The following is a 21,584-nucleotide window of genomic DNA, read 5'->3' as shown; positions in this document are numbered from 1 at the left end:
TAAATAGCATGTCATATTTATAATTAGTATGTATCATATGTACCATATTTCGATTCGGCACGCAATCATGAAGCATAAAATACAACATAAATGTTCGGGTTCACCGCGGCGGGAGCAGCTCGTTTAATTTCGGAGCCGTATCACATAGAATGGCGGAAACGATAATTTGCGGCGCGCGTACTCGTATGTCGTGAAGCAATCCGAAGGGAACTTATGCAGGGAGGCCAAGCGATGAATGCGTACGAATCGCTGAGTCTGATGGAATTGAAGCAGTGGGAAAAGCAGTTTCTCGGGGCAAAAGGCGGGATGCTGGAGCAGTGGACGCGGTCCGTGCAGAACCGCATGTACCGGCTTGTGCCGCCGCGAGTGGATGCGGCGCTGACCGCCGCTGTGAAAGGGATGGTCCGCACCGTCATGACGGGTATCGACTTTATGCCCAAAGATCCGCCCAAGCGTTGGCTGACATTGAAGGAACGGGACGGCGAAGCCGCCCGGCTGCTGGACCGGTACAAAAAAATCGCCGCCGCCGAAGGCGCGGGCACGGGGGCGGGCGGCATCATGCTCGGATTGGTCGATTTCCCCGCGCTGATCGCAATCAAAATGAGGTTCCTGTTTGAACTTGCCCATCTGTACGGGTTCGATACGCGGGACCGCGGCGAGCGCTTGTTCGCGCTGCATGTGTTTCAGTTGGCGTTCTCCAGCGCGAACAAACGCCGGGAGGTATACGAGCGGGTCCGGAACTGGGACAAGGGCGGACGCCCGCCGTCTCCCGAAGCGTTTCCGTGGGACACGTTCCAGCGGGAGTACAGGGACGCGATCGATTTCCGCAAAATGCTGCAGCTCCTGCCCGGCATCGGCGCCGTCGTCGGTGCCTGGGCCAATTACGGACTGCTGGAGGAGCTCGGCGGGGTCGCGATCCGCTGTTACCGATGGCGGAGGCTTGAAGCGCAAGGGTGAACGGCTTGCCTTCGGAAGATCGGCGAGTCCCTCGCCATGCGCCGGTTCCCGACCGCTGACCGCCGCAATGGATCCTCGTTGGTAGCGCCGCTCCCGAGCCCGGCTTGTCCCCTATCCCGCTGCCTGGCAAAAAATAAAACGGCCTCGGCGAAAAACGTCGGGGCCGTTTATGGTCTTGTCCTCGGCTAAAACCGGATGTCGTCGCCGATCAGCGTCTGGATTCCCCTGTAGATGTTCCAGACGAAGATGACCGCTCCCGCTGCGGCAAACAGGAGGACGACGCCGAGAATGCCCCCGATGCTCGGCCCGCTGGCGTACCAGGCGAACGGGACCGCGATAATGGCCGCGTACGGCAGCAGATGGGACAGGAATGCCGCTTTCGCGTGGTCTTTCACCCAGCGGTCGTTGCTGACGAAATAGACGACAAGCGGCAGGACGATCCCTGCGAAAAAGATGCTGAAGTAGCATAGGGAAGCGATAATCCGTCTGATGTCCATAGACATTCCTCCTTCATTGCGGTTGAAGGCCGCAGCGTATCCTTCTCCTGCCCGTTTCTTACGCATATCCTTCGTTCCGGTTGCCGAATAGCCGGAGCCGGGGCAACGCATACTCATACGGTCGGGAAGGGGGTGGAAGCGATGGCGGACAAAAGCCATTCCAAGCAGCAGTTGGAGGCCGCCCGGGCGCAGTCCAAAGCCGACCGGACCGGACAAGGCAAGGAGCAGGCGAGCGCGATGCAGTCGGAGGCGGATCAGGCGGCGATCGACAAGCACGGGCTTTAACAAACGGGAACGGGGCGCGAGCGGCGGACGATCGGTCTGAGAGCTCGCGCCTTGTTGTTTTACGCTTGTCGGCGGGAGGCTTCCCGTTCCCGGAAAGGCCGAACCCGTTCGTCCATCACCCGGCTCGTTCTGGCGGCGCTCTCCCCCGTGCTCGGGCAGACGCCGCGGCCCAGGAAATAATCGAGCAGATCCAGCGTATGGCTCCATGACGTTGCCGCCTCCGATGATCCCCCAACGCACGGTTCCCCCGTCCATGACGTCCCGCTCCTTTGTCAGCCCTTCGGCTTTTCGGTATAGTAATAGTGATTGGCAATTCTAACGAGGTGCATCATGAACAATCGCTTATCAACTCCCGTCCCGCCCGGCGCCGCGAAGCGTCCCGCGCGCATCCTGCTGCTCACGGGCGAGATCGGAGACGGTCATATCCATGCCGCCAGAGCGTTGGAAGCGGCGGCCGCCCGCCTGCCGGAAGACATGGCGGTACGGGTCAGCATCCGGGATATCATCTCGTGGACAAGGCCGTCGCTGCACGCGGTCAGCCGTTGGGCGTACGTCCAACTGGTCAAGCGGCTGCCTTCCGTATGGGGCTTTTTCTTCGAGCGCACCCGCCGGCCTTCGCCCGCGGCGTCCTGGCTGCGCAAGTTCCGGTTGATCGAACCGGCCGCGATGGCCGCGCTGATCCGCTCGGAATCGCCCGACCTGATCATCTCGACCATCCCGATGGCGTCCGCCGTCGTCGCCGACGCCAAGCGTGCGGGAGGAACGGACGTTCCGCTGGCGACGGTGATCACCGATCATACCGATCACCCGTACTGGATTCACCCCGGCACCGATCTGTATCTCGTCGGTTCGGAAGGAACGGCGCGTTTGCTGGCCGACCGGGGGATTAGCCGCGACGCGATCCGGGTGACCGGCATTCCCGTACATCCCCGTTACGACGCCGTCGGCGACCGGGACGAGCTGCGGATACGGCACGGACTGGACCCGGGACTGCCGACGATTATGGTCATGGGCGGAGGCCACGGCGTCATCAGCCGGGAAGTGCTCGACCTGTTCCGCGGCGATGCCTTATCCCGCCCCGTTCAAGCCCTGATCGTCTGCGGCCACAACGCGCGTCTCCGGGAGAAGCTGGAGCGTGAAGCTTCCAGGAATTCGCGCCACAAGATCGTGCCCGCGGGATATATCCCGCATGTTCACGAGTGGATGGCGCTGTCCGATCTGCTGATATCCAAAGCCGGCGGGCTCACGACGTCGGAAGCGCTGGCTTCGCGCCTGCCGATGCTGCTGTACAAGCCGATCCCCGGACAAGAGACCGACAACGCCGAATGGCTCGTCTCCGTCGGCGCGGCCAAACGGGCCGCGAACAGCCTTCAGTTGGCCGCGTTGGCCAACGAACTGCTCGCCCGGCCGGACCAACTGGAGCAGATGCGGCTGGCTTGTGCCCGGGCGGCCGGTCCCGGTCGGTCCGCCGAACGGACGCTGCTCGCCGCCATGAGCCTGCTGGACGGCCGATAAGAGACGGAAGATCCGCTGCCGTCAGGGAGCCGGCATCTCCTTGACGGTTGCGATCGCCGTCTCCAACTGCTTGTCGTCGGGATCGCCCGGCTGCGTCTCCGGCTTCGGATTCTCCACGACGATATCCGGCTCCACGCCGATGCCGTTGATCGAGATCTCCCCCGCCGTCAGGTAGTTGGCGGTCGTAATCTGCAGGCCGGAGCCGTCCGCCAGCCTGTACCAGGTCTGCGCGACGCCTTTGCCGAACGTCTTGGTGCCGACGATCTTGCCCAGCTTCAGGTCCTTGATCGCGCCGCTGAACATTTCCGAAGCGCTGGCCGTCGAACCGTTCACCAGCACGACCAGCGGCATTCCGAACGGTTTGTCGGACTCCGCCCGCGACCGGAAGGTCATGTTCGGCTTGTTGCGGTATTGGATGTGCATGACGGGCCGGTCCTTGGGAACGAACAGCGAACTGACGCCGATCGCTTCCGGCAGGAGACCGCCGCCGTTAAATCGCAGATCGAAGATCAGGCGCTTCATTCCCTGCGCCTTTAATTCCGCAATCGCCTGCTCCACATGTTTGTCCGCCCCGGTGGTGAAGCTGTACAGGCGGATATAGCCGATCCCCGATTCCGTATCGAGCATGCGGTGCTCCGAGTTCGGCACCTGGAACACATCCCGCTTCACGGCAATCTCCACGGGTTCGGCCCGGTTGTCGCGGTTCAGCTTGAGCACGACCGTCGTCCCCTTCGGACCGCGCACAAGCGAAACCAGATCCTCCAGCTCTATGCCGGAGACTTCCTTGCCGTCGACGGCCGCGATTGAATCACCGGCCTTCAGGCCCGCCGCATCCGCCGGGCTGTCCTTGTAGACGGAACGGATCAGAAACGAACCGTCCTCCTGCTTCTCGACGACAACCCCGATTCCGACCATCTCGGAATGAAGCCGGGACATCCGGTCCTCGTATTCCTGCTTCGTGAAATAATTCGTGTACGGATCGTTCACGGACTGGGCCATTCCTTTGATGGCGGCGCTGACGAGCTGCTCGTCGTCCACCGGGCGCACGAATTGCTCCTCGATCAGCCGCTTGGCCTGCTCGACCTTCCAGTGCGACGATTCCGCCGGAACCACCCGGTGCAGCACTTGAGGCAGCCACCCGTTGGCCCCTCCGTAGTATCCGATCGACGCCGACGCCACGGCCGCCACCGCTGCGAGAGCGATTCCCGCTCCGTTCAGGCGATTGCGCATCTATACCACTCCATTTCCGTCTTTTGGTCTGCGACTTGCCCCGTCCGGCATGTTGGCTTACTATATGGCTATAGATTGAGGATAAACGGTTTTCAACGGTTCCTGTTCGGAGGCGTCAAACCGAATTTGTCCTTCCTCGATGCCGGAAAGGCGGATCGTTTTTCCGGCGCCGGGACGATATCCGACAAGGAGCGCACTTTTATGTACGATTATCATGTCCATACTTCTTTTTCGGCCGACAGCACGATGCCGATGGAGAAGGCCGTGCGTGCGGCGATTGCGGCCGGCGTTCGGGAAATCGCCTTTACGGAGCATCTCGACTACATTTACCCGAACTGCGATCTGACGTTCGAATTCGACTACGAGCCTTACTCCCGGGAGGTCGACCGGCTGCGGGCCGCGTACGGCCAATCGATCGCCATCCGCAAAGCCGTGGAGATCGGCCTGCATCCCGAAGCGTCCGAACGGAACCTGCGGTTCACCGAAGGCGGCCGGTTCGACTTCATCATCGGTTCGGCCCATATCATCGACAACCTCGATCTGCATAACGGCGACTATTTTCAAGGCCGCTCGCCCGCGCAAGCGCTGGAGACGTATTTCGAACAAGTGTACCGTCTCGTGTGCGAATATACCCGCTTCCACGTATTCGGACACCTGACGCTGATCAAGCGGTATCTCCATTACGCGAACACGTCCTGGACCGAAGTCGATTGGACCGCGTACGGCGATTGGATCGACGCGATCCTCCGGCAATTGATCGAGACGGGCCGGGGCATTGAGGTGAACATGTCCGGACATCGCTACGGCTTGGGCATCTCCTTGCCCCATCTGCCGATTCTCAAGCGTTACCGCGAGCTTGGCGGCGAGATCGTCACGATCGGCTCCGACGCCCATATCGCCGAGCATATCGCCCATCATTTCGCCGAAGGGCACGAGCTGCTCCGCGCTGCCGGGTTCACCGCGCTCACGACGTTCGAAGCGGGCAAACCCGTGTTTGTCCCGATCCCGGATTAACCTCTCTGAACGACAAGCTCCTGATGCCTCGCACCAGGAGCCTGCGTCCTTTCCGCCGCCTACAGCCCGGCGACATATTGATCATAACCGCGAGCGATAACCGGGTAACGGAACTGCTCCTTGGAACGCTTGTAACCGACCTCGCCCAGAAACATGCCGAAGTCGTAATCGGAGTGAATGCGCACGACGGCTTGTACGATCTCGTCGATCGATGTCGGATCCACGAGCAGACCCGTTCTCTCGTTCAGCACCGCCTCGACGACTCCCCCGGAATTGCCGCCGATGACCGGCTTCCGGCAGCTTGCCGCCTCCAGATACACGATGCCGAAGCCTTCCACGTCGCCTTTGCGCTCCATCAGCCGGCTCGGCATGATAAACAAGTCGCCCAGATTGAAGTACTTGGGAAGCTCCGCGTCGGACACCCGTCCCGTGAAGATCACCTGCCGGGACACGCCGAGCTTGGCGGCCAACGCCTCCAAGTCGCGCCGCTCGGGACCGTCGCCGACGACCATGTATACCGCATTCGGGATTTTCTCCAATATGCGCGGCATGGAGCGGATGACCATGTCATGGCCTTTGCGCCGGACAAGCCGGCTGACCGTAATGAGCGTGTATTTGCCGGCAAGCCCGTACTCCGCGACAAGCTCCGGGTCCTTGGGCATCGGCTCGTACACGTCGTCGACGCCGGGATACACCACTTTGATCTTTTCGGCGGGAATGCCCAGCTCCATCGTCAGTTTCTTGGTGTATTCACTGTTGGTCAGGATGCCGGCCGCCCGCCGCAGGATGAGCCGGATGATCGCGTTCACCACGGGGAACCGCCGCGTCTCCAGCACATCCTTGCCGTGCAGCGATATCACGTATTTGTGGCCGTACATCCAGTTCAGGATCAGGCCGATGATGCCGACGAGGATGTAGCCGTAGATCGTCACGTCGATGCGATGCTCCGCAATCAGCTTGCGCGTGTACACGAACATCTTGAACACGTCGAACGGGTTGATTTTTTCGTTTTTGAGAAAAGGCTTGCGCACAATCCGGAACGGCTGGCCGGCGTCGAACGCCTCGCAGTCCGCGTTCGTATAGATCGGAGCCAATACCGTCGTGTTGTGGCTCGAATGCTTGCAGATGTTGTAGTAGTAGTTCTGCATGCCGCCGATGCCCGGCGGGAATACGCCGGTGACCAGCAGAATGTTTTTGCGTGTGGCGCTCATCAAGCCGTCAACCTCTTCCTGACGAAGTAAATGCTGTTTACCATCACATATAAGGCGATCTCGCCAAATAAATTCCAGATCCGCGTCATGATGGACATCTGCGTCGCCGTCGCCAAATCCATCTGCGTCGCCAGCAGCAGGGCCAAAGCTCCCTCGCGGATGCCGATTCCGCCCGGCAGCGGGCTGACGACCCCGAGAAGCCAGGCCAGCGCGAACATGCCCGAAGCTTCGATGACGGAGACCGAGTCGATCCCGAAGCTCTGCAGCAGCAGCCAGAACGCGCAGCCCTGCAAGAAATGGTTCAGCAGATAGCCCCCCAGATAGAGGAAAAACGGCTGTCTCGGCATATCCAGCTTCACGCCTCCGAGCTTGGCCCCGTACTTGTTCGTGAGCTTCTCCATAAAAGAGGCGACCGGCTTGTAGAAGACGTACATGCCGACAAGCAGCAGGCCGACCAGAAGCAGCGTCCACCCGGGAATCCAGCCGACCGACGCCATCAGCACCGCGGCATAGAGCAGCGACACCAGCGCAAGGAAAAAGTTCTCGTAGACCAGCACCGAGATTTGCCGGTCCATGGCGACGCCTTCCTTGCGGGTCATATACACCCGGCCGACGAAATTCCAGAACCCCCCGGGCAAATATTTGGCGAACATGGAGTTCGTATAGATCATTAATCCTTTCGTCAAGGGCAAGGCGGCTCCTTTTCCCCGATTCAGCAGAGCGATCCACAACCCGGCCTGCAGCACGAGAAAAACGAGAAAAACCGCGATCCCCCCGTAGTATTCGCCAGTGACCTTCCGCAAATAATTCCACAATTCCAAAGGCGTCATCCGGATATTGCGGTACATGAAATAAACGACCAGAACGACCAGTCCGTATTTTATCCCGGTAAACAGCCATTTGCGGACAAGGGATTTCCGGCTGGTGCGGGTATCGTTGTTCATGGCATACCCCTTTGCGATGGGATTCCCGTATAAACGGCATGGATGAAGCTGGGATCCATTTCAGTGTATCAAATCGCGGAGCGGCGAGCAATTTCGCGGTTGGCGGCCTGAGCCGGTATACGCTTCTTTTCGCTGTTTGCACTGCATATTTTGAGCTGGCTGTTGAGGATTTTCAGGACTTTCCGATGTGACGCGGGATCAACTTCTCCATGCTCGGTTATCTAGTCCGGCATTACGACGGAACCGTGATCGTGCCGATGACCGTTGTTGATCCCCGGTACTTTGCCGAGATAGCGGGGAAGCTGCGCGGCGATGGAGCGGCATTCGTCTGGAGCCGGACCGCCGAAGTCCGCTCGGGAAAAAGCTGGACCGGCTGAAAACGCAGTTTCGGCATATTCGTTTTTTCGGTTAGGGATGGCGCGACGAAGCCCGCTCCGATCCGGGGCGAAATGCCCGCTGGAAGCCGCAATCGAGATGGAACGGATGGACCGCTTAACGATAGGTTTTATTATTTTTTTATTCTATCCAACGGTTCGTTGCGGGGGCTCCGGAAAATCAGGCCGCTCGCAGGCAAGCGCGGCGGAGGACCGTATCGGCGTCATACGTCCGGAAGCTGCCAATCGATCGGCTCCTGGCCTAGTTGAAGCAGCAACTGGTTGATCCTCGAATACGGGCGGCTTCCCAGGAAGCCGCGATGCGCCGACAACGGACTCGGATGCGGCGCCGCGATCACCGGATGCCGTCTGGTGTCGATCAGCTGCCGTTTGGCTTGCGCGTGGCTGCCCCACAGGACGAACACAACCGGCTTCTCCCGTTCGTTCAGAAGCGAGATAACGCGGTCGGTGAACCGCTCCCAGCCGCGCCCTTTGTGCGAGGCGGGTTGTCCGGCGCGCACGGTCAGCACCGTGTTGAGCAGCATGACGCCTTGCTTCGCCCACGGCACCAGGCAGCCGTTGTTCGGCAAACGGCAGCCGAGATCGTCGCGGAGCTCCTTCAGCATGTTTTGCAGCGACGGCGGCGGAGGCGTGCCGGGACGCACGGAGAAGCTGAGCCCGTGCGCCTGGCCCGGACCGTGATAAGGGTCTTGCCCCAGAATGACGGCTTTCACTTCCGAATAGGGCGTATAATGAAACGCGTTAAAAATATCGTACATGTCGGGGTACACGGTTTGGGTGCGGTACTCTTCGACGAGAAACCGGCGCAGCTCCTGGTAGTAGGGAGAAGCGAACTCCTCCTCCAGCAGCGGCGCCCAGTCGTTGTGCAAAATTTTCTTCATCGGCGCTTGGTTTCTCCTTCCCGTTGCGATGTCTTTTACCATTTTAGCAGAAACGGGGAAGAGTGGCGGTTGCTTTTGCCGCGTCCCTCGCTCAGCCGAGGGCGTCGGCCGTCCCGCTGCGGGACGCGATCCGCTGCGAACGGTCCGGCAGGCGGCGGACCGACAGATAAAGCGCCGCGATGGCGATGCCGCTGCCGAACAGCACGTCCGAAGCGTAATGCGCGCCCATCACGACGCGGCTGACTGCGGTGAGCGCCGCCCACAGCGCCGCGGCCGTCCATACCGCCGGCCGCCAGGCGGCATACCGGAGCGGCACCCAATACGCCAGCAGCAGCGCCATCCAGCCGTGCGCCGCATGCTGCGACGGGAACGACTTATGGCCGCCTCCCCACCGGGGCAGAAACCACGGCGAATAATCCGACCGGTCGGGAAGCAGATCCCGGAACCGGACGCGGCCCCAAATCGTCTTCAGAAGATTCACCGCGATCATCTCTCCCAGCACCGCGGCCAGCGTCAGCCAGGCGACCGTTTGCAGAGCGTCCGGAATATCCCGCTTCATCCGGGAGAATCCGAACTGCAAGAGTATGGTTGCGGCTGCGGTTGCGATCAGAACCGCCGCGGCGGCGCCGACCGTCATCTCTCCCCCGAGTTGGCGCGAGACGACCATCCAAATCAGCACCGTCGCGGTCGCCGCAATTACGACGATAGCCAAAGCCGTCACCCCGATCCGCCTCCAGCCCGAACGGCGGCCCGCGCAGGCAAGCAGCACCTGGGCTGCGGCAAACGCCAACAAATACGCCGGAAACTCCCCGTATACCTCGAAGAAATGCCCCCAATCCGACGCCGGATTGAAGACCGCTTCCGATATGCGAAGATCCGTCCATCCGAATACGATCGCTCCCGCCGCCCAGAGCGCAAGCAACAAGCCGATCGCGATCCGGTTCGTTTTCCTGTCCATTCCGACCGTTCCTCCTGTCCGCAAGATTCAGTTCAAGCTTATCCGCAGCGCCGCCCGCAATCAAGCGCCCATATCGGTCTCCGGACGGAGGCCGCCTCCTTCTTCGAGAGCGGGATGAGAACCATGCTGGAGTCTCTTCTGCAATCGCGGCCGAATCGGTACGATGAAGTACGACAAAAGCCTTGCGGTCAACAACGAACGATAGGGAGTCAAAGGGAGGAGAAACCTGATGAGCCGCATAACAGAATGGTCGTTCCGGAATCGGGCGGCCATGATCATCGCAGTTGTCATGGCATTGGTTGCGGGAGTATTCAGCTACTTCAAGCTTCCAATGGAATTTTTGCCCGAGGCGGACAATCCGATGGTGACGATCACCGCGATCGGCCCGGGTTACGATGCCAAGTCGATGGAGAAGCTCGTGACGGAGCCGATCGAAAAGGCGGTCTCGCTCGTAAAAGGGAAGACCAACACCTTCTCGACTTCGGGCAACAGCTTCGCCAAGGTTGATCTGTATTTCGATTCGAAGACGGATATGAAGGCAGCCAAAGAAGAAGTGCTCGAAGCGCTGAGCGGCGTCCAACTGCCGGAGCGTGTATCGAAGCCTTACGTCGTCCAGCTCAACACTTCGATGATCCCGATCTCCTGGGTGTCGATTGCGCTGGACGGCGGCATGACGCCCGCCAATATCAAAATCGCGGAAGAACAAATCGTGCCGGAGCTGCAAAAGATCAAAGGAGTCGGCAGCGTCCTCCTGAGCGGCGTCGCCACTCCGCAAATCTCCGTCACGGTCGATCCGGCCAAGCTGGGGCAAACCGGCATCCCGTTCCAAGCCGTCATGGGCATCCTGCAAGGCCGCGACGTCTCGGCCGCCGTCGGCGAGAGCGTCATCGGCGGAGCCGCCAGCAATCTGCGCGTCTCCTCTTCGGTGAACAGCGTCGAGACGCTCCGCAAGCTGCCGGTCGGTCCGGGCGTCACGCTGGGCGATATCGCGCAGGTGAGCGCAACCAGCGGACAAGAAAGCGTCAGCCGCGTCGGGGGCAAGGATGTGCTGGTGGCGACGATCTCCAAAGGCTCGAACGCCAACGCCGTCAGCGTCGGCCGGGAAGTCGAGGAAACCGCCAAGCGCCTCTCCTCCGAGATTAAAGGCGCGGAGGTCACGGTCCTCTCCAGCACGTCCGAACAGATCGTCACCTCCGTCAACAGTCTGCTGCGCGAAGTTCTGCTGGGCGCGTTGTTCGCCACGATCGTCATCCTGGTGTTCCTGCGCAATATCCGGACCACGCTGATTACGATCGTCTCGATTCCGCTGTCCCTCGCCATTACGCTTTACCTGCTGGATTTGTCGGGCGTGACGCTGAACGTCATCACACTTGGCGGCGTCGCCGTCGCGGTCGGCCGGCTCGTGGACGACAGCATCGTCGTCATCGAAAACATCTACCGCCGCCTGCAGAAGGAATCGTTCTCGCGCGAGCTGGTTATCGACGCGACCAAAGAGGTCGCAACCGCGATCACGTCCTCGACGCTTACGACAGTGGCGGTGTTCCTGCCGATGGGACTGCTGCGCGGTTCGCTTCAGGCGTTCCTGCTGCCGTTCGCGCTGACGGTCACCTACTCGCTGCTGGCTTCCCTGCTGGTGGCCCTGACCGTCGTACCTCTGCTGAGCGCCGTGCTCCTGCGCGGCACAAAAATGAAGGAGCACACCGGCTCCGCCCGCTTCTCCGCCTTCCTGCGGTGGAATCTGAAGCACAAGTGGGTGCCGCTCGCCATCTCGGCCGTGCTGTTCTTCGGGTCGATCGGCGTGTACGTGTCGATGCCCAAGGGAGCGATCGATTCGTCCAACGCTTCCACCTTGACCGTGACGATGAAATATCCGGAGGATGTGCCCCAAGCCGAGGTGCTCGAAAACGGCAAAAAGCTCGAAGCGTTCCTGCTGCAGCAGCCGGAGGCGAAATGGGTGTACATGTCGATGGGCAACAGCTCCGACGCCGCCCAATACGGCGAAGTCGTCTCGCCGACGCTGGTCTCGTATCTGATCGAGGTCGAAAAAGGCGAGAACGCCGAAAATATCCTGAACCGTGTAAAAGAGCAGCGTTCGCAATTCCCGGGCGCGGAGATTGACGCAGGCGCAATGGACTTCATGTCCGGCTCCGGCTCCACCTCCGTCGTCGTGGATCTGACGGGCGACCGGCCGGAGCTTCTGGAGCAGACCGCCGCGCAGGTCGTGGAAGCCATCAAGCCGATCGAAGGCGTCCGGAAGGTCGAAACGAACCTGGAGCAGAAAAAGACGGTCTACGACTTCGAAGTCAACCCGCTGCTCGCGAACGGCCATGAGATCGCCATGCAACTGCAAGGTATGCTGAACCCGATTCCGATCGGCCAAATCTCCGTGGACGGGGAACAGACATCCGTTGTCCTGAACGCGTCCGCGAAGCCGGCGAGCGAAAGCGACCTTTCCGCCTTGACCGTGATGACCGCGGAAGGACCGAAAAAGGTTTCCGAGATCGCCAAGCTGGTCAAAAAGCAAGAGCCGAGCCTGTTCTACCACAAGGATGGCAAACCGTACGTGCGGATCACCGCGGCCGTAGAGCCGAGCCAACTGTCGATCGTCGGCGATAAGATCAAAACGAAAGCGGAAGAACTGGCGATGCCGGAAGGCGTAACGCTGAACGTCGGCGGCGCCTCCGCCGAGCAAGCGGAAGATTTGCAGGCGCTCGGACTGACGGCTATCATCTCGATCGGCATCGTATACCTGATCATGGTCATCACGTTCAAGACGCTGCGAGGCCCGCTGGCGATCCTGTTCTCCCTGCCGCTCGCCGCCATCGGCGCGGTTGTGGCTCTGCTCGTCTCGGGCGTATCGCCCGACTTCACGGCGATGTTCGGCGCGCTGATGCTGATCGGCATCGTCGTCACCAACGCGATCGTCCTGATCGACCGCGTCCGGCAGAACGAGCAGCATATGCCGATCCGCGAAGCGCTGGTCGAGGCGGCCACAACCCGGATGCGTCCGATTCTGATGACCGCGATCGCCACCGTATGCGCCATGCTCCCCCTGATCTTCGGCCATACCGAAAACGGCGGCAGCATCGTGTCGCAAAGCCTTGCCATCGTCGTCATCGGCGGACTGACGGCCGCCACGCTGCTGACGCTGATCATCGTCCCGTGCGTCTACGAGCTGTTCTACTTCCGCAAGTCGGCCCGCCAGCGCCGCTACGGCCTGGAGCAGTCGGCATAAAATTTCGTAAAGAACGAGGACCGGTTCCCGGGAGGGAATCGGTCCTCGTTGGTTATGCGGGAAGGCAACTTCAGGATCATGCCGCCGGCCGCCTCAAACCGCCGCCGATCCCCTTCCGGATGGCACGCCCGTGCGGCGCCGCGCAGCGGTCGGACGCCGGCCGCGCCTCAAATGCGCGCAAACGCATTGGTTCTCGCTGCGTTTGTCGAATCGCCGACTCCGCATGCTGCAGGCTCACTTTTTCTCGTTCGAGCGGCGCCATCGCCTTCAATACGCCTTCGCCACCTCCAGATGGCGCGTGATACCGTTGCGGGTGAAATAGAGCTGGACGGCCGCATGGCCCTGATCGTCCACGCGGGCGGACACGTAACTCGGCTCGTTCGCCGGCATCGGCGCCAGCAGCGAGACGATCCGGTGGCTGGCCGCGGGGCGCGTCGTCGCCCGGAGATGCCATTGCGCCGGCAGCCCTTCGATCTCGGCGGGGTCGACTCCGGCGAATTCGTCCGTCTGCGACAGCTCCATCTCGCCGGACGATACGTATACGAATTGTCCGTCCAGCACCGCGCGCGCGCCGGCGATGCGGAACCGGTTCGGCCGGAGCTCCGCGCGATGCAGCGCATGCAGCAGCCAGTCGACGCGGGCCGGCCGCTTGCAGTCGACGGAGTCGACCATCACGATATACGAATCGTCCATGTAGTGAATTTCGCGGACGAACCGCTCCAGATACGGCACCGTCTCCCGATAAGCCCTCGTCGCGTCGGCGCGGACATAACGGCCGTACTCCCGCTCCTCCGCGGCTTCGATGCATCCGGCGGCCTCGATGCACTTGCGGGCGTCGACCCCCGCATACTGGCCGATTCCGTCGATCAGCAGGCTGTTCGTGGAGATCGTCTGCCTGCGCCAATTGCGGTGCATCGTCGTGTTGAACGCGACGTAATAGCCGCTCTCGATCGCCAGCGGCTCGCCGTAGGCGTGCAGCAGAAAGCCGTTCTGGTCGCCGTGGCTGTGGCTGATCGAGCCGTACGGACTGCTCTTGACGAGCAGCATCACATGCGAATCCGGATCGTGCATCCGGTCGTGCATCGCCACCCACCCGATGTCGCGGAACCACTTGAGCCGCTCCGCGCCCGCAGGCGGCTCCGCCGCGACAGCCGGGAAGTCGTAGCGGTGCCTCATCTCGTCGAACGGGAAGTCCCACCAGCCGTAATTGTAAAATTTGCTTTCCGGGTCCTTGTCGGCGGCCTTCACCTGCTCATAATACCACTGGTACCACGGGTTGCCCGTTACGCCGGCAAACTGGCGGATGTTGAAGGCCGTTTTGAGTCCGGGCGGCTCGCCCAGATTCGACTGGTCGCCGAAGCTGGCGCGCGACGTGCCGGGGGTGAAGCAGTACAGCGCAAAGTCGCCGGTCTTCTGGAAAAACGGCCGCGCGTAAAAATCGATCCCGCAAAATTTGCGCAGCAGATTGATCGCCTCTGTCACAAACGCCATACCTGTCGTCCAGTATTGTCCGCCCTCGGCCCAACCGCCGTCTGCGCCGCCCCAAGGCGTGTACATTGCGGAGAAATATTCGACGGCGTAGTCGAGCCAATCGCGCGCCTCCGGAACCTCGTCGAACAGGGCGATGGAGCAGGGAACCAGAACCGAGGACAACGAGCGGACGGCATGGCTGTCGAACGGAGCGTGGTGGATCTTCGAGCGCTCGATCGCGTGCGCCGCCACCTGTTCCGTGCGGCGGAACAGCGCTTCCCGCACGAGCGCCCTCTCCTTCTCGCCCAGCTCGCCGTGAAGCCAGTCGTAGCCCCACGCCAACGCCGCGGCCACGCGGAACGCCGCCTCGTCGTTGTAATCGCGGGACGTCGGTCCGTCGACGTCCCAGGACGCTGCGGCCAGCAGCCATTCTTTGGCGCGGGAAGTCCATTCCCCGTTCCGCGAGACCGCACCCGCCACCGACAGATGGCGGACGCCGTACAGCAGCTCCTGGCAGTCCATGTACATCTTCCGCCACAAGTGAGGCACCCGCTTGTGGCCGGGATAAGGCTCCGGCTCGGCAATCGGCTCGCGATTCAGCCACGGGCGCACCGAGCGCTCCAGAAACTCCGTGTAGCCGCTGTCTTCGGGCTTCTCGCGAACGGTCTCGCGGAAGCGCTCCAGACCATCGGCGGTCAGCCACAGCCGAGGCCTTCCGAGCTTCGCGGACTTGTAACGGTCGCGTCGCGGCGGCAGCGGCGTCTCCGGCAGTCCGTCGGCGACGGTGAAGCGCCGGACCCGGCTCCACGTCGTCAGCTCGGCCCGTTCCAGCTCCCTGGCATCGGCTTCGCCTTCGGCCTGCATCAGCTCCGGCCCGCGTCGAGCCCCAGCCGGTCCTCCGCCGCCGTCCGTCCGCATGGCATAGCGCCAGTAGTACGTGCCCGGCGCAAACGGCGCGTCCGGGGTGTACATATTGAGCGGAGTCCATACAGTGCGCGTCTTCTCCGGTTCGAATTCCGGCGTCTCGGACCACTGAAGCGCATAAACCGACTCCTCCAGCCTCCCCGGCATCCATGTGAACCGGGGAGGATTCTCCGCAAGCTCCGCCGCGTCATCCGGACGGTACGGCACGTCAAGCGGACTCCGAAGCGGCTCATACAGCCGTTGCTTCATACTCGGTTCCTCCCTGCTGGTCTATACTTGGCGCCGGCGTACGACGCGACGATATCGGCGCTTGTTCCCTTCACCCGAATCAACAGTCCGTACCGCCTGCGCGCCGGGTCCTCCGCCGTCCCCGGTTCCTCGTACCGGTACAGCTTGGCGCCCGGGATCGCCGACAACGTCAGCGGGACCCGCGCCAACGCCCCTCCGTTCCCGGCGCCCGCGGATCGCACGGCCAGCGACAACCGCCACTCGGCCGCCGCGTCCGCACCGGACGCAGCCCCCAGGCCGATCGGAGCCTCCAGCGGCCCCTGCCAGGCCGAAGCGCCCGCATCGCCGGCATCGGCCCGCGCCCATGCCGCTTCCGCGCCCGACTCGTCCAGCAGCGACCATTCGGCCGCCGGGTGCAAGCGCCACTCGATGAGCCCGTCCGCCTCCAGCCGCACCTCCGTAATGTCCGTCAAGCCGCCTGCGCTAAGCCGCAGCTCGCGCTCGATGACGCAGCCCGGATAAGCTCCCGCGCTTCTCGCCCTGACGACCGTCTCCGACGGGGAGTCCTCGTAATGAAGCAGCTCCCCCGCATGCTCCGCCTGCGAACGGCAGTCCACCGTCACCGTGTTGTGGCAAGCGGTAGTCTTGTACCATTCCGCCCGCATCGGCGACCCGTACGGGACCATGCCGGGATCGGGGGCGACCGGGCCCAGCCGGTGGCGGACCGATACATGCAGCTTGTCGTCATGGCCGTGGGAGCCGCCGTGCCCGCCGAAGTCGATCCAGGCCGACAGCTCCGAATCCGGCCGTCTCAGCGCCGCGAACCCGCTGTGCGGCAGCAGCCGGGACTTCGCGGCCGGCCGGCCCGCCGCACCGGATGCCGCGTCCCGCCGGCCGTACAGCATGGCCTCCAGCCCGCACCGCAGCCGGTGCAGCTCAGGCTCGCCGGACGCTCCCGCTTCAGCCGCTTCGCCCGCTCCCCCTTCGCCGGCTACGGCCGACCGGATATGCCGATAGGCCGCTTCCAGCACGGGCACGTAAGCCGGCTCGCCAAACCGGGCGTACCCGATCTCGTAAACCTCCGCGATCTCCCGGACATACGGGAGACGAACGTACGGCCCGTCGTGGGGCGCCTCCAGCTCACCGTTCCCGTCCGCGAACGCCGCCGCCGCGTCCAGCATGCCCCGGACGCTCTGGCCTTGCCCGCCTTCGATCGCGCACAGGTCGATCCCGAACCGCTCGGCCATCTCGGCGAAGATCAGATACGCCCGCAGCACGAACACGTGATAATAGACGCTGCCCTCGAATTCGAGCTGGTCGGGCTTGACCCCGACCGACAAATGATGCCGCCAGCCGCCGGGCCCTTCGATCAGGGCGCGCAGACCCGCCTCGTCGCCCGAAGCCGCGTGCAAGCCGGCCAGCGCCGCGTTCAGCCACGCCATGTAGTTGTTCTCCGGGTTGTTCTTGACGTCGATCAGAATGCCGCGGTACTCCTCCATGCTGCCGCGAAGCAAGCCGAAAAAGCGGTCGACCGCCGCCTGCTCCTCTTCCTCGAAGGCCTCTCCGGCATCCCGCAGCAGCAGGTACGCGCGAATCAGGGCAGTCGCCCAGATCGCCTCCGTCAACGCCTGGTGAAACGCCCGCCCCTTCAGCATCCAAGGCTGTGCGTCGGGATGCACGGGATAACGGGGGAACTGCCTGGCGTACGCGACGATCAGCCGCCGCGCCAGCTCCGCTTCCTTCGCGTCCCCCGATTCCGCGTGCAGCGCCGCGGCCGTCAGCGCGAGCCGGGCCGTCTGCTGGTGGCGGAACACGAGCCAGGCGCCGCGGTACGGCTCGCCGCTCAACTCGCAGCCGTACGGGCACCGGTACACGTCCGCGGACGTCTCTGCCGGATCGAACAACAGCTCGACATGATGCTCGGGACACACATACTGATGCCACCAGCCGCCCGGCTCCTCAGGGACAATATACCCCACCAGGGTATCATTCGAAGCGAAATCGGCCAGCCACGGCGCGATTTCCCGCCGCAGCGCAGCCGCTTCCCGCTCCCTCCAGCTCATCCGGCGATGCGACTCGAGAGAAGCGTTGTGCCGATTCATCGCATGTACAAGCCTCCGTTGATCTCGATCGTCTCGCCGTGGAGATAACCCGCCAGCGGCGAAGCCAGGAACAGGATGACATTCGCGACGTCTTCCGGCTTCCCTTCGCGTCCCAGCGGAATGGAGCCGACGGTCGCCGCGCGGGCCGCCTCCGACGTATGCGTCGCATGGAACGACGTGCCGCCGATGAATCCCGGCGATACGCAGTTCACGCGGATGCCCGTTCCCGCGAGCTCCTTCGCCAGCCCTTTGCTGTACGCGACAACCGCCGCTTTGGACGCCGCATAGACCGACGACCCCGGCCCGCCGCCGTTGACGGCCGCCAGCGAGGACATGTTGATGATCGCTCCGCCGCCCAGCCGTTTCATTCCCGGCAGTACCGCCTTGGTCACGAACACCGTGCTTTTCAGGTTCAGATCCATCACGCGGTCGTACAGCTCCTCGGAGATCACGGCGTTCGCCTCGCGGCGGATCATATCCCCGGCGTTATTGACGAGGATGCCGATCGGCGCGCCGAAAGCCGCTTCCGTCGCCGACACCAGCCGCTCGATGTCGGCCAGCGACGTGACGTCCGCCTGGAACGCCTCCGCTTGCCCGCCGGCCGCCCGGATCGTCTCGACCGCCTCGCGGGCGCCCGCCTCGTTCCGGTTGTAGTTGACCGCAACCTTCGCTCCGGCCGCCGCCAGCGCAATCGCCGTCGCCTTGCCGATGCCGCCGCTTGCCCCCGTCACCAGCGCAACCGTCCCCTGCAAGTTGATTCCTTGAATCTGACTCATTCGGATCTCCCCCATCTTGTGATTACGTGAAATGGCATATGCATCTGAATGCGCGTACCCCGTCCGAGTTCGCTGTCGATCTCCAACCCGTAGCCTTCGCCGAATACGAGCTGGATGCGCCGGTGAACGTTCAGCAGCCCGATTCCGCCGCGATGGTAGACGCCGTCCTCCTGCGAGTCCGCCAACCGTCCGGACGCCAGGCGCTCCCGAATCCGCTCAAGCCGTTCCGGCGTCATGCCGGCGCCGTTGTCTTCGACCATAACCGTAAACCGGTCTTCGCTCATCTCCGCGTGCACCGCGATCCGGTGATGCGGCTCCAATCCGTCCGGGAACGCATGCTGGAACGCGTTCTCCACGATCGGCTGAAGCGTCAGGCGCACCATCTTGGCCAGCAGCAGCGACGGCGGAACCGTGACGTCGAGCTCGAACTCCCGGCCGATCCGGTGCTTGAGGATAATCAGAAAGTTGCGCACGTGATTCAGCTCGTTCGCGACCGTAATCTCCTCCAGCTTCGTCTGGATCGAGTACCGGAGCATAAACGCCATCGCTTCGACCACCTCGGCGATGTGCTCGTTCTCCTCCACGATCGCGTAGCAGTTGATCGTCTCCAGCGTGTTGTACAGGAAGTGCGGGTTGATCTGCAGCTGCAGCGCCTGAAATTCCGCTTGCTGCCGTTCCAGCCGGGTGGCCTGCAGCGCCAGCAGCGCGTTGCGGTTCTCCAGCTCCGCCTCGTACACGCGGGCGATCATCTCGGACAGCCGGTCGACCATCCGGTTGTAGCTGCGCATCAAGTGGCCGATCTCGTCCTCGCGCTCCACCCGCTCGATCAGTTGCCAATTCCCCTTCTCCGTCTCCTTCATGCTTTCCCGCAGTTGACGGATCGGCTTCAGGAGCGACCGTCCGAACCGGTAAGCCAGCAGCAGCGCCAGAGCGAGCGCCGCGACCGCGACCGCCATCGTCGTGCGCCGAAGCGTCGATACGGGCCGCTGCAGCTCGTCGTAAGGAAGCGCCATCACCAGCGTCCATCCGGAAAAATCCGACACGCGCGGCACCCACAGATACTCGCGCTCTCCGACCCGCTTCACCCGCGACGAAGCGCCCTCGCCCTGAAGCCGCTCGCGGAGCGCTTCCGGCACGCGGCCGGCCAGCTCGGCGTTCGAAGCGTAGACGAGCTTGCCTTGGCTGTCATATATGAGGAACGAGCTGCCTTCGCCGATGTTGACCGGCGTCCACAACCGCTCCAGCTCGTCGATTTTCAGCTCGATGCCGAGCACGCCGGCCGTATCGTACGAGGATACGCCGCGAATCTGGCGGGCGACGGTCACGACGCCGGACACCGGTTCGTCGCGAAGGGTGCCGTTCAGCACCGCGACGCTGCCGTCGGGCGGGACGATCCGGCGCATCCGTTCCAGTTGTCTCTGTGCGTCGAACCTGGACAGGACGCCGGGATTCTGATTGTCCGCGACGACCGCGCGGCCGTGAAAGCCCAACACGTACAGCAATTGAATCTGCGGATGCAGGATAAACACCGGCTCGTAGGCGTAGCGGCGAATCTGCTGCGACAACTCGAAATACCGGTACGTATCCGCCGGGTCCATATCCAGGAACCGCTTGACGGCGTCGTTCGACAGCATCGAGATGCTCGCCCGCTCGTACGTCTGCAAGTACATATCGGTCTGTTTGGAAGCGTTCTCGATCACCTGCGCGACATACGTCTCCGTCTGTCTGTCCAGTTGTCCCGACGCGCTGCCGTAGGAGAATACGAGAACGGCGCCCAGCGAAATGGCGATAACCACGAGAAAATAAACGAACAATTGCCGAAACAGCGTTTTTTTCATTCCCGAATCCCCAGGCTTATCCGGTATTCGGTCGGCGACAGCCCCGTCATTTTTTTGAACGTCTTCGTAAAATGCGGGTGGTCGGCATACCCGACCTCAAACGAGATGTCCGTGATCCGGCGTTCGGGGTCGGCCAGCAGCCGTTTCGCTTTCTCCATGCGGCGGCGGATGCGGTAATGGATAAACGTCTCGCCGGTCACCTGCTTGAACAGCTGGCTGAAATACGAAGCGTTCAGCCCGAGCACCTCGGCGACCTCGTCGAGCGTAATCTCCTCGGCCAGATGCTCGTCGATATACCGCTTCGCCAGGTCTACCGGATGCTTGGACCTGTCGCGCCGCCGCTCGGCTTCGCGCTCCAGCGACAGCATCAGCTCGCCGCCGAACCGGCCGAACGCCTCCGTCCAGCTCGGGCAGGCCGCATAATCGATATCGGCCGGGGCCGGCTGGCCTTCCCGGAGCTGCATCCGCCCGCGAAACATGGCGTCGATCTCCGAGACGAGCTCGATGCGTTTGCCCTCGCCCAGCGGGTATTCGGCGATGGCGCGGCTCCAGTCCTCCAGCAGCCGCTGCACCTCGGCCGCCCGAAGCGCGGACCACGCCGACGCGAGCCGGCTGACCTTCTCCTCGATGCTTCGGGGCGAGACGTACGCCTGCGAAGAGAGCCGGCGGTCGCTCTCCCGGATCAGCTTCGCGACCGTCTCCTGCACCTGCTTGCGGTTGATCGGCTTGAGGATGTAGTCCTTCGCCCCGTACGACATGCACCGCTTGGCGTATTCGAAATCCGAATAGCCGGACACGACGACGAGCTGGACATCGGGATAACGCTCGAACAGCAGGCCGCACAACTGCAAGCCGTCCATGCGGGGCATGCGGATATCCGTGAACACGATATCCGGCCTGCGCTCCTCGATTCGCCGCATCGCCGTTTCCCCGTTATCCGCCGTCTCGACCGATTGAATGCGTTCGTCCGCCTGGCGCAGAAGCTTGGCCAGTCCCTTGCAGATCATCGGTTCGTCGTCAACGACCAGTACGTGCATGCCGCGCCCCTTTCCGGTCACCGGCGCCCCGCCGCCCCGCAAGCGATAACTCCCCACGAGGAATATCGTGAGGAGTCCGCTTACCGT

The 21,584-nt window shown here is 62.7% G+C and carries 17 protein-coding genes; 6 read left to right on the top strand and 11 right to left on the bottom strand.

The window, feature by feature from the left end; genetic code table 11:
• Positions 1–231 precede the first annotated feature (231 nt).
• Positions 232–957 carry an EcsC family protein gene (locus FE781_RS13385; protein WP_138790137.1) on the top strand — a complete coding sequence of 242 codons (726 nt, stop codon included), beginning with the start codon at positions 232–234 and terminating at the stop codon, positions 955–957.
• A gap of 185 nt (positions 958–1,142) precedes the next feature.
• Here FE781_RS13385 and FE781_RS13380 read toward each other — a convergent pair whose 3' ends face one another.
• The gene (locus FE781_RS13380; protein WP_138790136.1) at positions 1,143–1,454 is read right to left on the bottom strand and encodes a magnetosome magnetite crystal formation protein family; all 312 of its coding nucleotides are present in this window, start codon (positions 1,452–1,454) and stop codon (positions 1,143–1,145) included.
• Positions 1,455–1,595: 141 nt separating this feature from the next.
• Here FE781_RS13380 and FE781_RS17525 point away from each other — a divergent pair, with 141 nt between their 5' ends.
• Together FE781_RS17525 and FE781_RS13375 are read left to right on the top strand one after the other, a co-directional pair.
• Positions 1,596–1,739 carry a hypothetical protein gene (locus FE781_RS17525; RefSeq protein ID WP_170209546.1) on the top strand — a complete coding sequence of 48 codons (144 nt, stop codon included), beginning with the start codon at positions 1,596–1,598 and terminating at the stop codon, positions 1,737–1,739.
• 330 nt (positions 1,740–2,069) lie between these two features.
• A complete protein-coding gene (locus FE781_RS13375; protein ID WP_138790135.1) occupies positions 2,070–3,254 on the top strand; it encodes an MGDG synthase family glycosyltransferase in 1,185 nt (394 codons plus the stop codon).
• Positions 3,255–3,275: 21 nt separating this feature from the next.
• Here the strand turns inward: FE781_RS13375 and FE781_RS13370 are convergent, their stop codons facing one another.
• Complete coding sequence (locus FE781_RS13370; protein WP_138790134.1) at positions 3,276–4,484, bottom strand: S41 family peptidase; 1,209 nt, start codon at positions 4,482–4,484, stop codon at positions 3,276–3,278.
• A 201-nt stretch (positions 4,485–4,685) separates the two neighbouring features.
• Between FE781_RS13370 and FE781_RS13365 the strand changes: the two genes are divergently transcribed.
• Entirely contained in the window at positions 4,686–5,498 is an 813-nt protein-coding gene (locus tag FE781_RS13365; RefSeq protein ID WP_138790133.1) for a histidinol-phosphatase HisJ family protein, read from the top strand.
• A 59-nt stretch (positions 5,499–5,557) separates the two neighbouring features.
• Here FE781_RS13365 and FE781_RS13360 read toward each other — a convergent pair whose 3' ends face one another.
• Both FE781_RS13360 and FE781_RS13355 read right to left on the bottom strand, forming a co-directional pair.
• On the bottom strand, positions 5,558–6,709 hold the full coding sequence (locus tag FE781_RS13360) for a glycosyltransferase family 4 protein (RefSeq protein ID WP_138790132.1): 1,152 nt from the start codon (positions 6,707–6,709) through the stop codon (positions 5,558–5,560).
• Entirely contained in the window at positions 6,709–7,653 is a 945-nt protein-coding gene (locus FE781_RS13355; protein WP_138790131.1) for a lysylphosphatidylglycerol synthase transmembrane domain-containing protein, read from the bottom strand. The genes FE781_RS13360 and FE781_RS13355 overlap by 1 nt, the downstream gene beginning before the upstream one ends.
• Positions 7,654–7,862: 209 nt before the next feature.
• Between FE781_RS13355 and FE781_RS17520 the strand changes: the two genes are divergently transcribed.
• Positions 7,863–8,030 carry a hypothetical protein gene (locus tag FE781_RS17520; protein WP_170209545.1) on the top strand — a complete coding sequence of 56 codons (168 nt, stop codon included), beginning with the start codon at positions 7,863–7,865 and terminating at the stop codon, positions 8,028–8,030.
• A gap of 221 nt (positions 8,031–8,251) precedes the next feature.
• Here FE781_RS17520 and FE781_RS13350 read toward each other — a convergent pair whose 3' ends face one another.
• Positions 8,252–8,929, bottom strand: coding sequence for a uracil-DNA glycosylase (locus tag FE781_RS13350; protein ID WP_138790130.1), 678 nt, complete (start codon positions 8,927–8,929; stop codon positions 8,252–8,254).
• A gap of 91 nt (positions 8,930–9,020) precedes the next feature.
• On the bottom strand, positions 9,021–9,887 hold the full coding sequence (locus FE781_RS13345; protein WP_138790129.1) for a phosphatase PAP2 family protein: 867 nt from the start codon (positions 9,885–9,887) through the stop codon (positions 9,021–9,023).
• 229 nt (positions 9,888–10,116) lie between these two features.
• On the opposite strand from FE781_RS13345, the gene FE781_RS13340 reads away from it, so the two are divergent.
• Positions 10,117–13,122 carry an efflux RND transporter permease subunit gene (locus FE781_RS13340; RefSeq protein ID WP_138790128.1) on the top strand — a complete coding sequence of 1,002 codons (3,006 nt, stop codon included), beginning with the start codon at positions 10,117–10,119 and terminating at the stop codon, positions 13,120–13,122.
• Between the two features lie 267 nt (positions 13,123–13,389).
• Here FE781_RS13340 and FE781_RS13335 read toward each other — a convergent pair whose 3' ends face one another.
• From FE781_RS13335 to FE781_RS13315, 5 genes are read right to left on the bottom strand one after another with little or no spacing between them, the layout of a single operon-like run.
• Positions 13,390–15,765: a DUF4962 domain-containing protein gene (locus FE781_RS13335; protein ID WP_138790127.1), complete on the bottom strand. Its 2,376-nt coding sequence runs from the start codon at positions 15,763–15,765 to the stop codon at positions 13,390–13,392.
• Complete coding sequence (locus FE781_RS13330; protein WP_138790126.1) at positions 15,762–17,846, bottom strand: heparinase II/III domain-containing protein; 2,085 nt, start codon at positions 17,844–17,846, stop codon at positions 15,762–15,764. Before FE781_RS13330 ends, FE781_RS13335 begins: the two co-directional genes overlap by 4 nt.
• Complete coding sequence (locus FE781_RS13325; protein ID WP_138790125.1) at positions 17,843–18,622, bottom strand: SDR family NAD(P)-dependent oxidoreductase; 780 nt, start codon at positions 18,620–18,622, stop codon at positions 17,843–17,845. The genes FE781_RS13330 and FE781_RS13325 overlap by 4 nt, the downstream gene beginning before the upstream one ends.
• Positions 18,619–20,460, bottom strand: a complete 1,842-nt coding sequence (locus FE781_RS13320; RefSeq protein WP_138790124.1) for a cache domain-containing sensor histidine kinase — start codon at positions 20,458–20,460, stop codon at positions 18,619–18,621. Before FE781_RS13320 ends, FE781_RS13325 begins: the two co-directional genes overlap by 4 nt.
• Complete coding sequence (locus FE781_RS13315) at positions 20,457–21,497, bottom strand: response regulator transcription factor (protein WP_138790161.1); 1,041 nt, start codon at positions 21,495–21,497, stop codon at positions 20,457–20,459. Before FE781_RS13315 ends, FE781_RS13320 begins: the two co-directional genes overlap by 4 nt.
• Between the last annotated feature and the right edge of the window lie 87 nt (positions 21,498–21,584).

The organism is Paenibacillus thermoaerophilus (genome assembly GCF_005938195.1).
Lineage (GTDB): Bacteria > Bacillota > Bacilli > Paenibacillales > Reconciliibacillaceae > Paenibacillus_W > Paenibacillus_W thermoaerophilus.
This window is presented reverse-complemented; position numbering and strand designations above follow the sequence as displayed.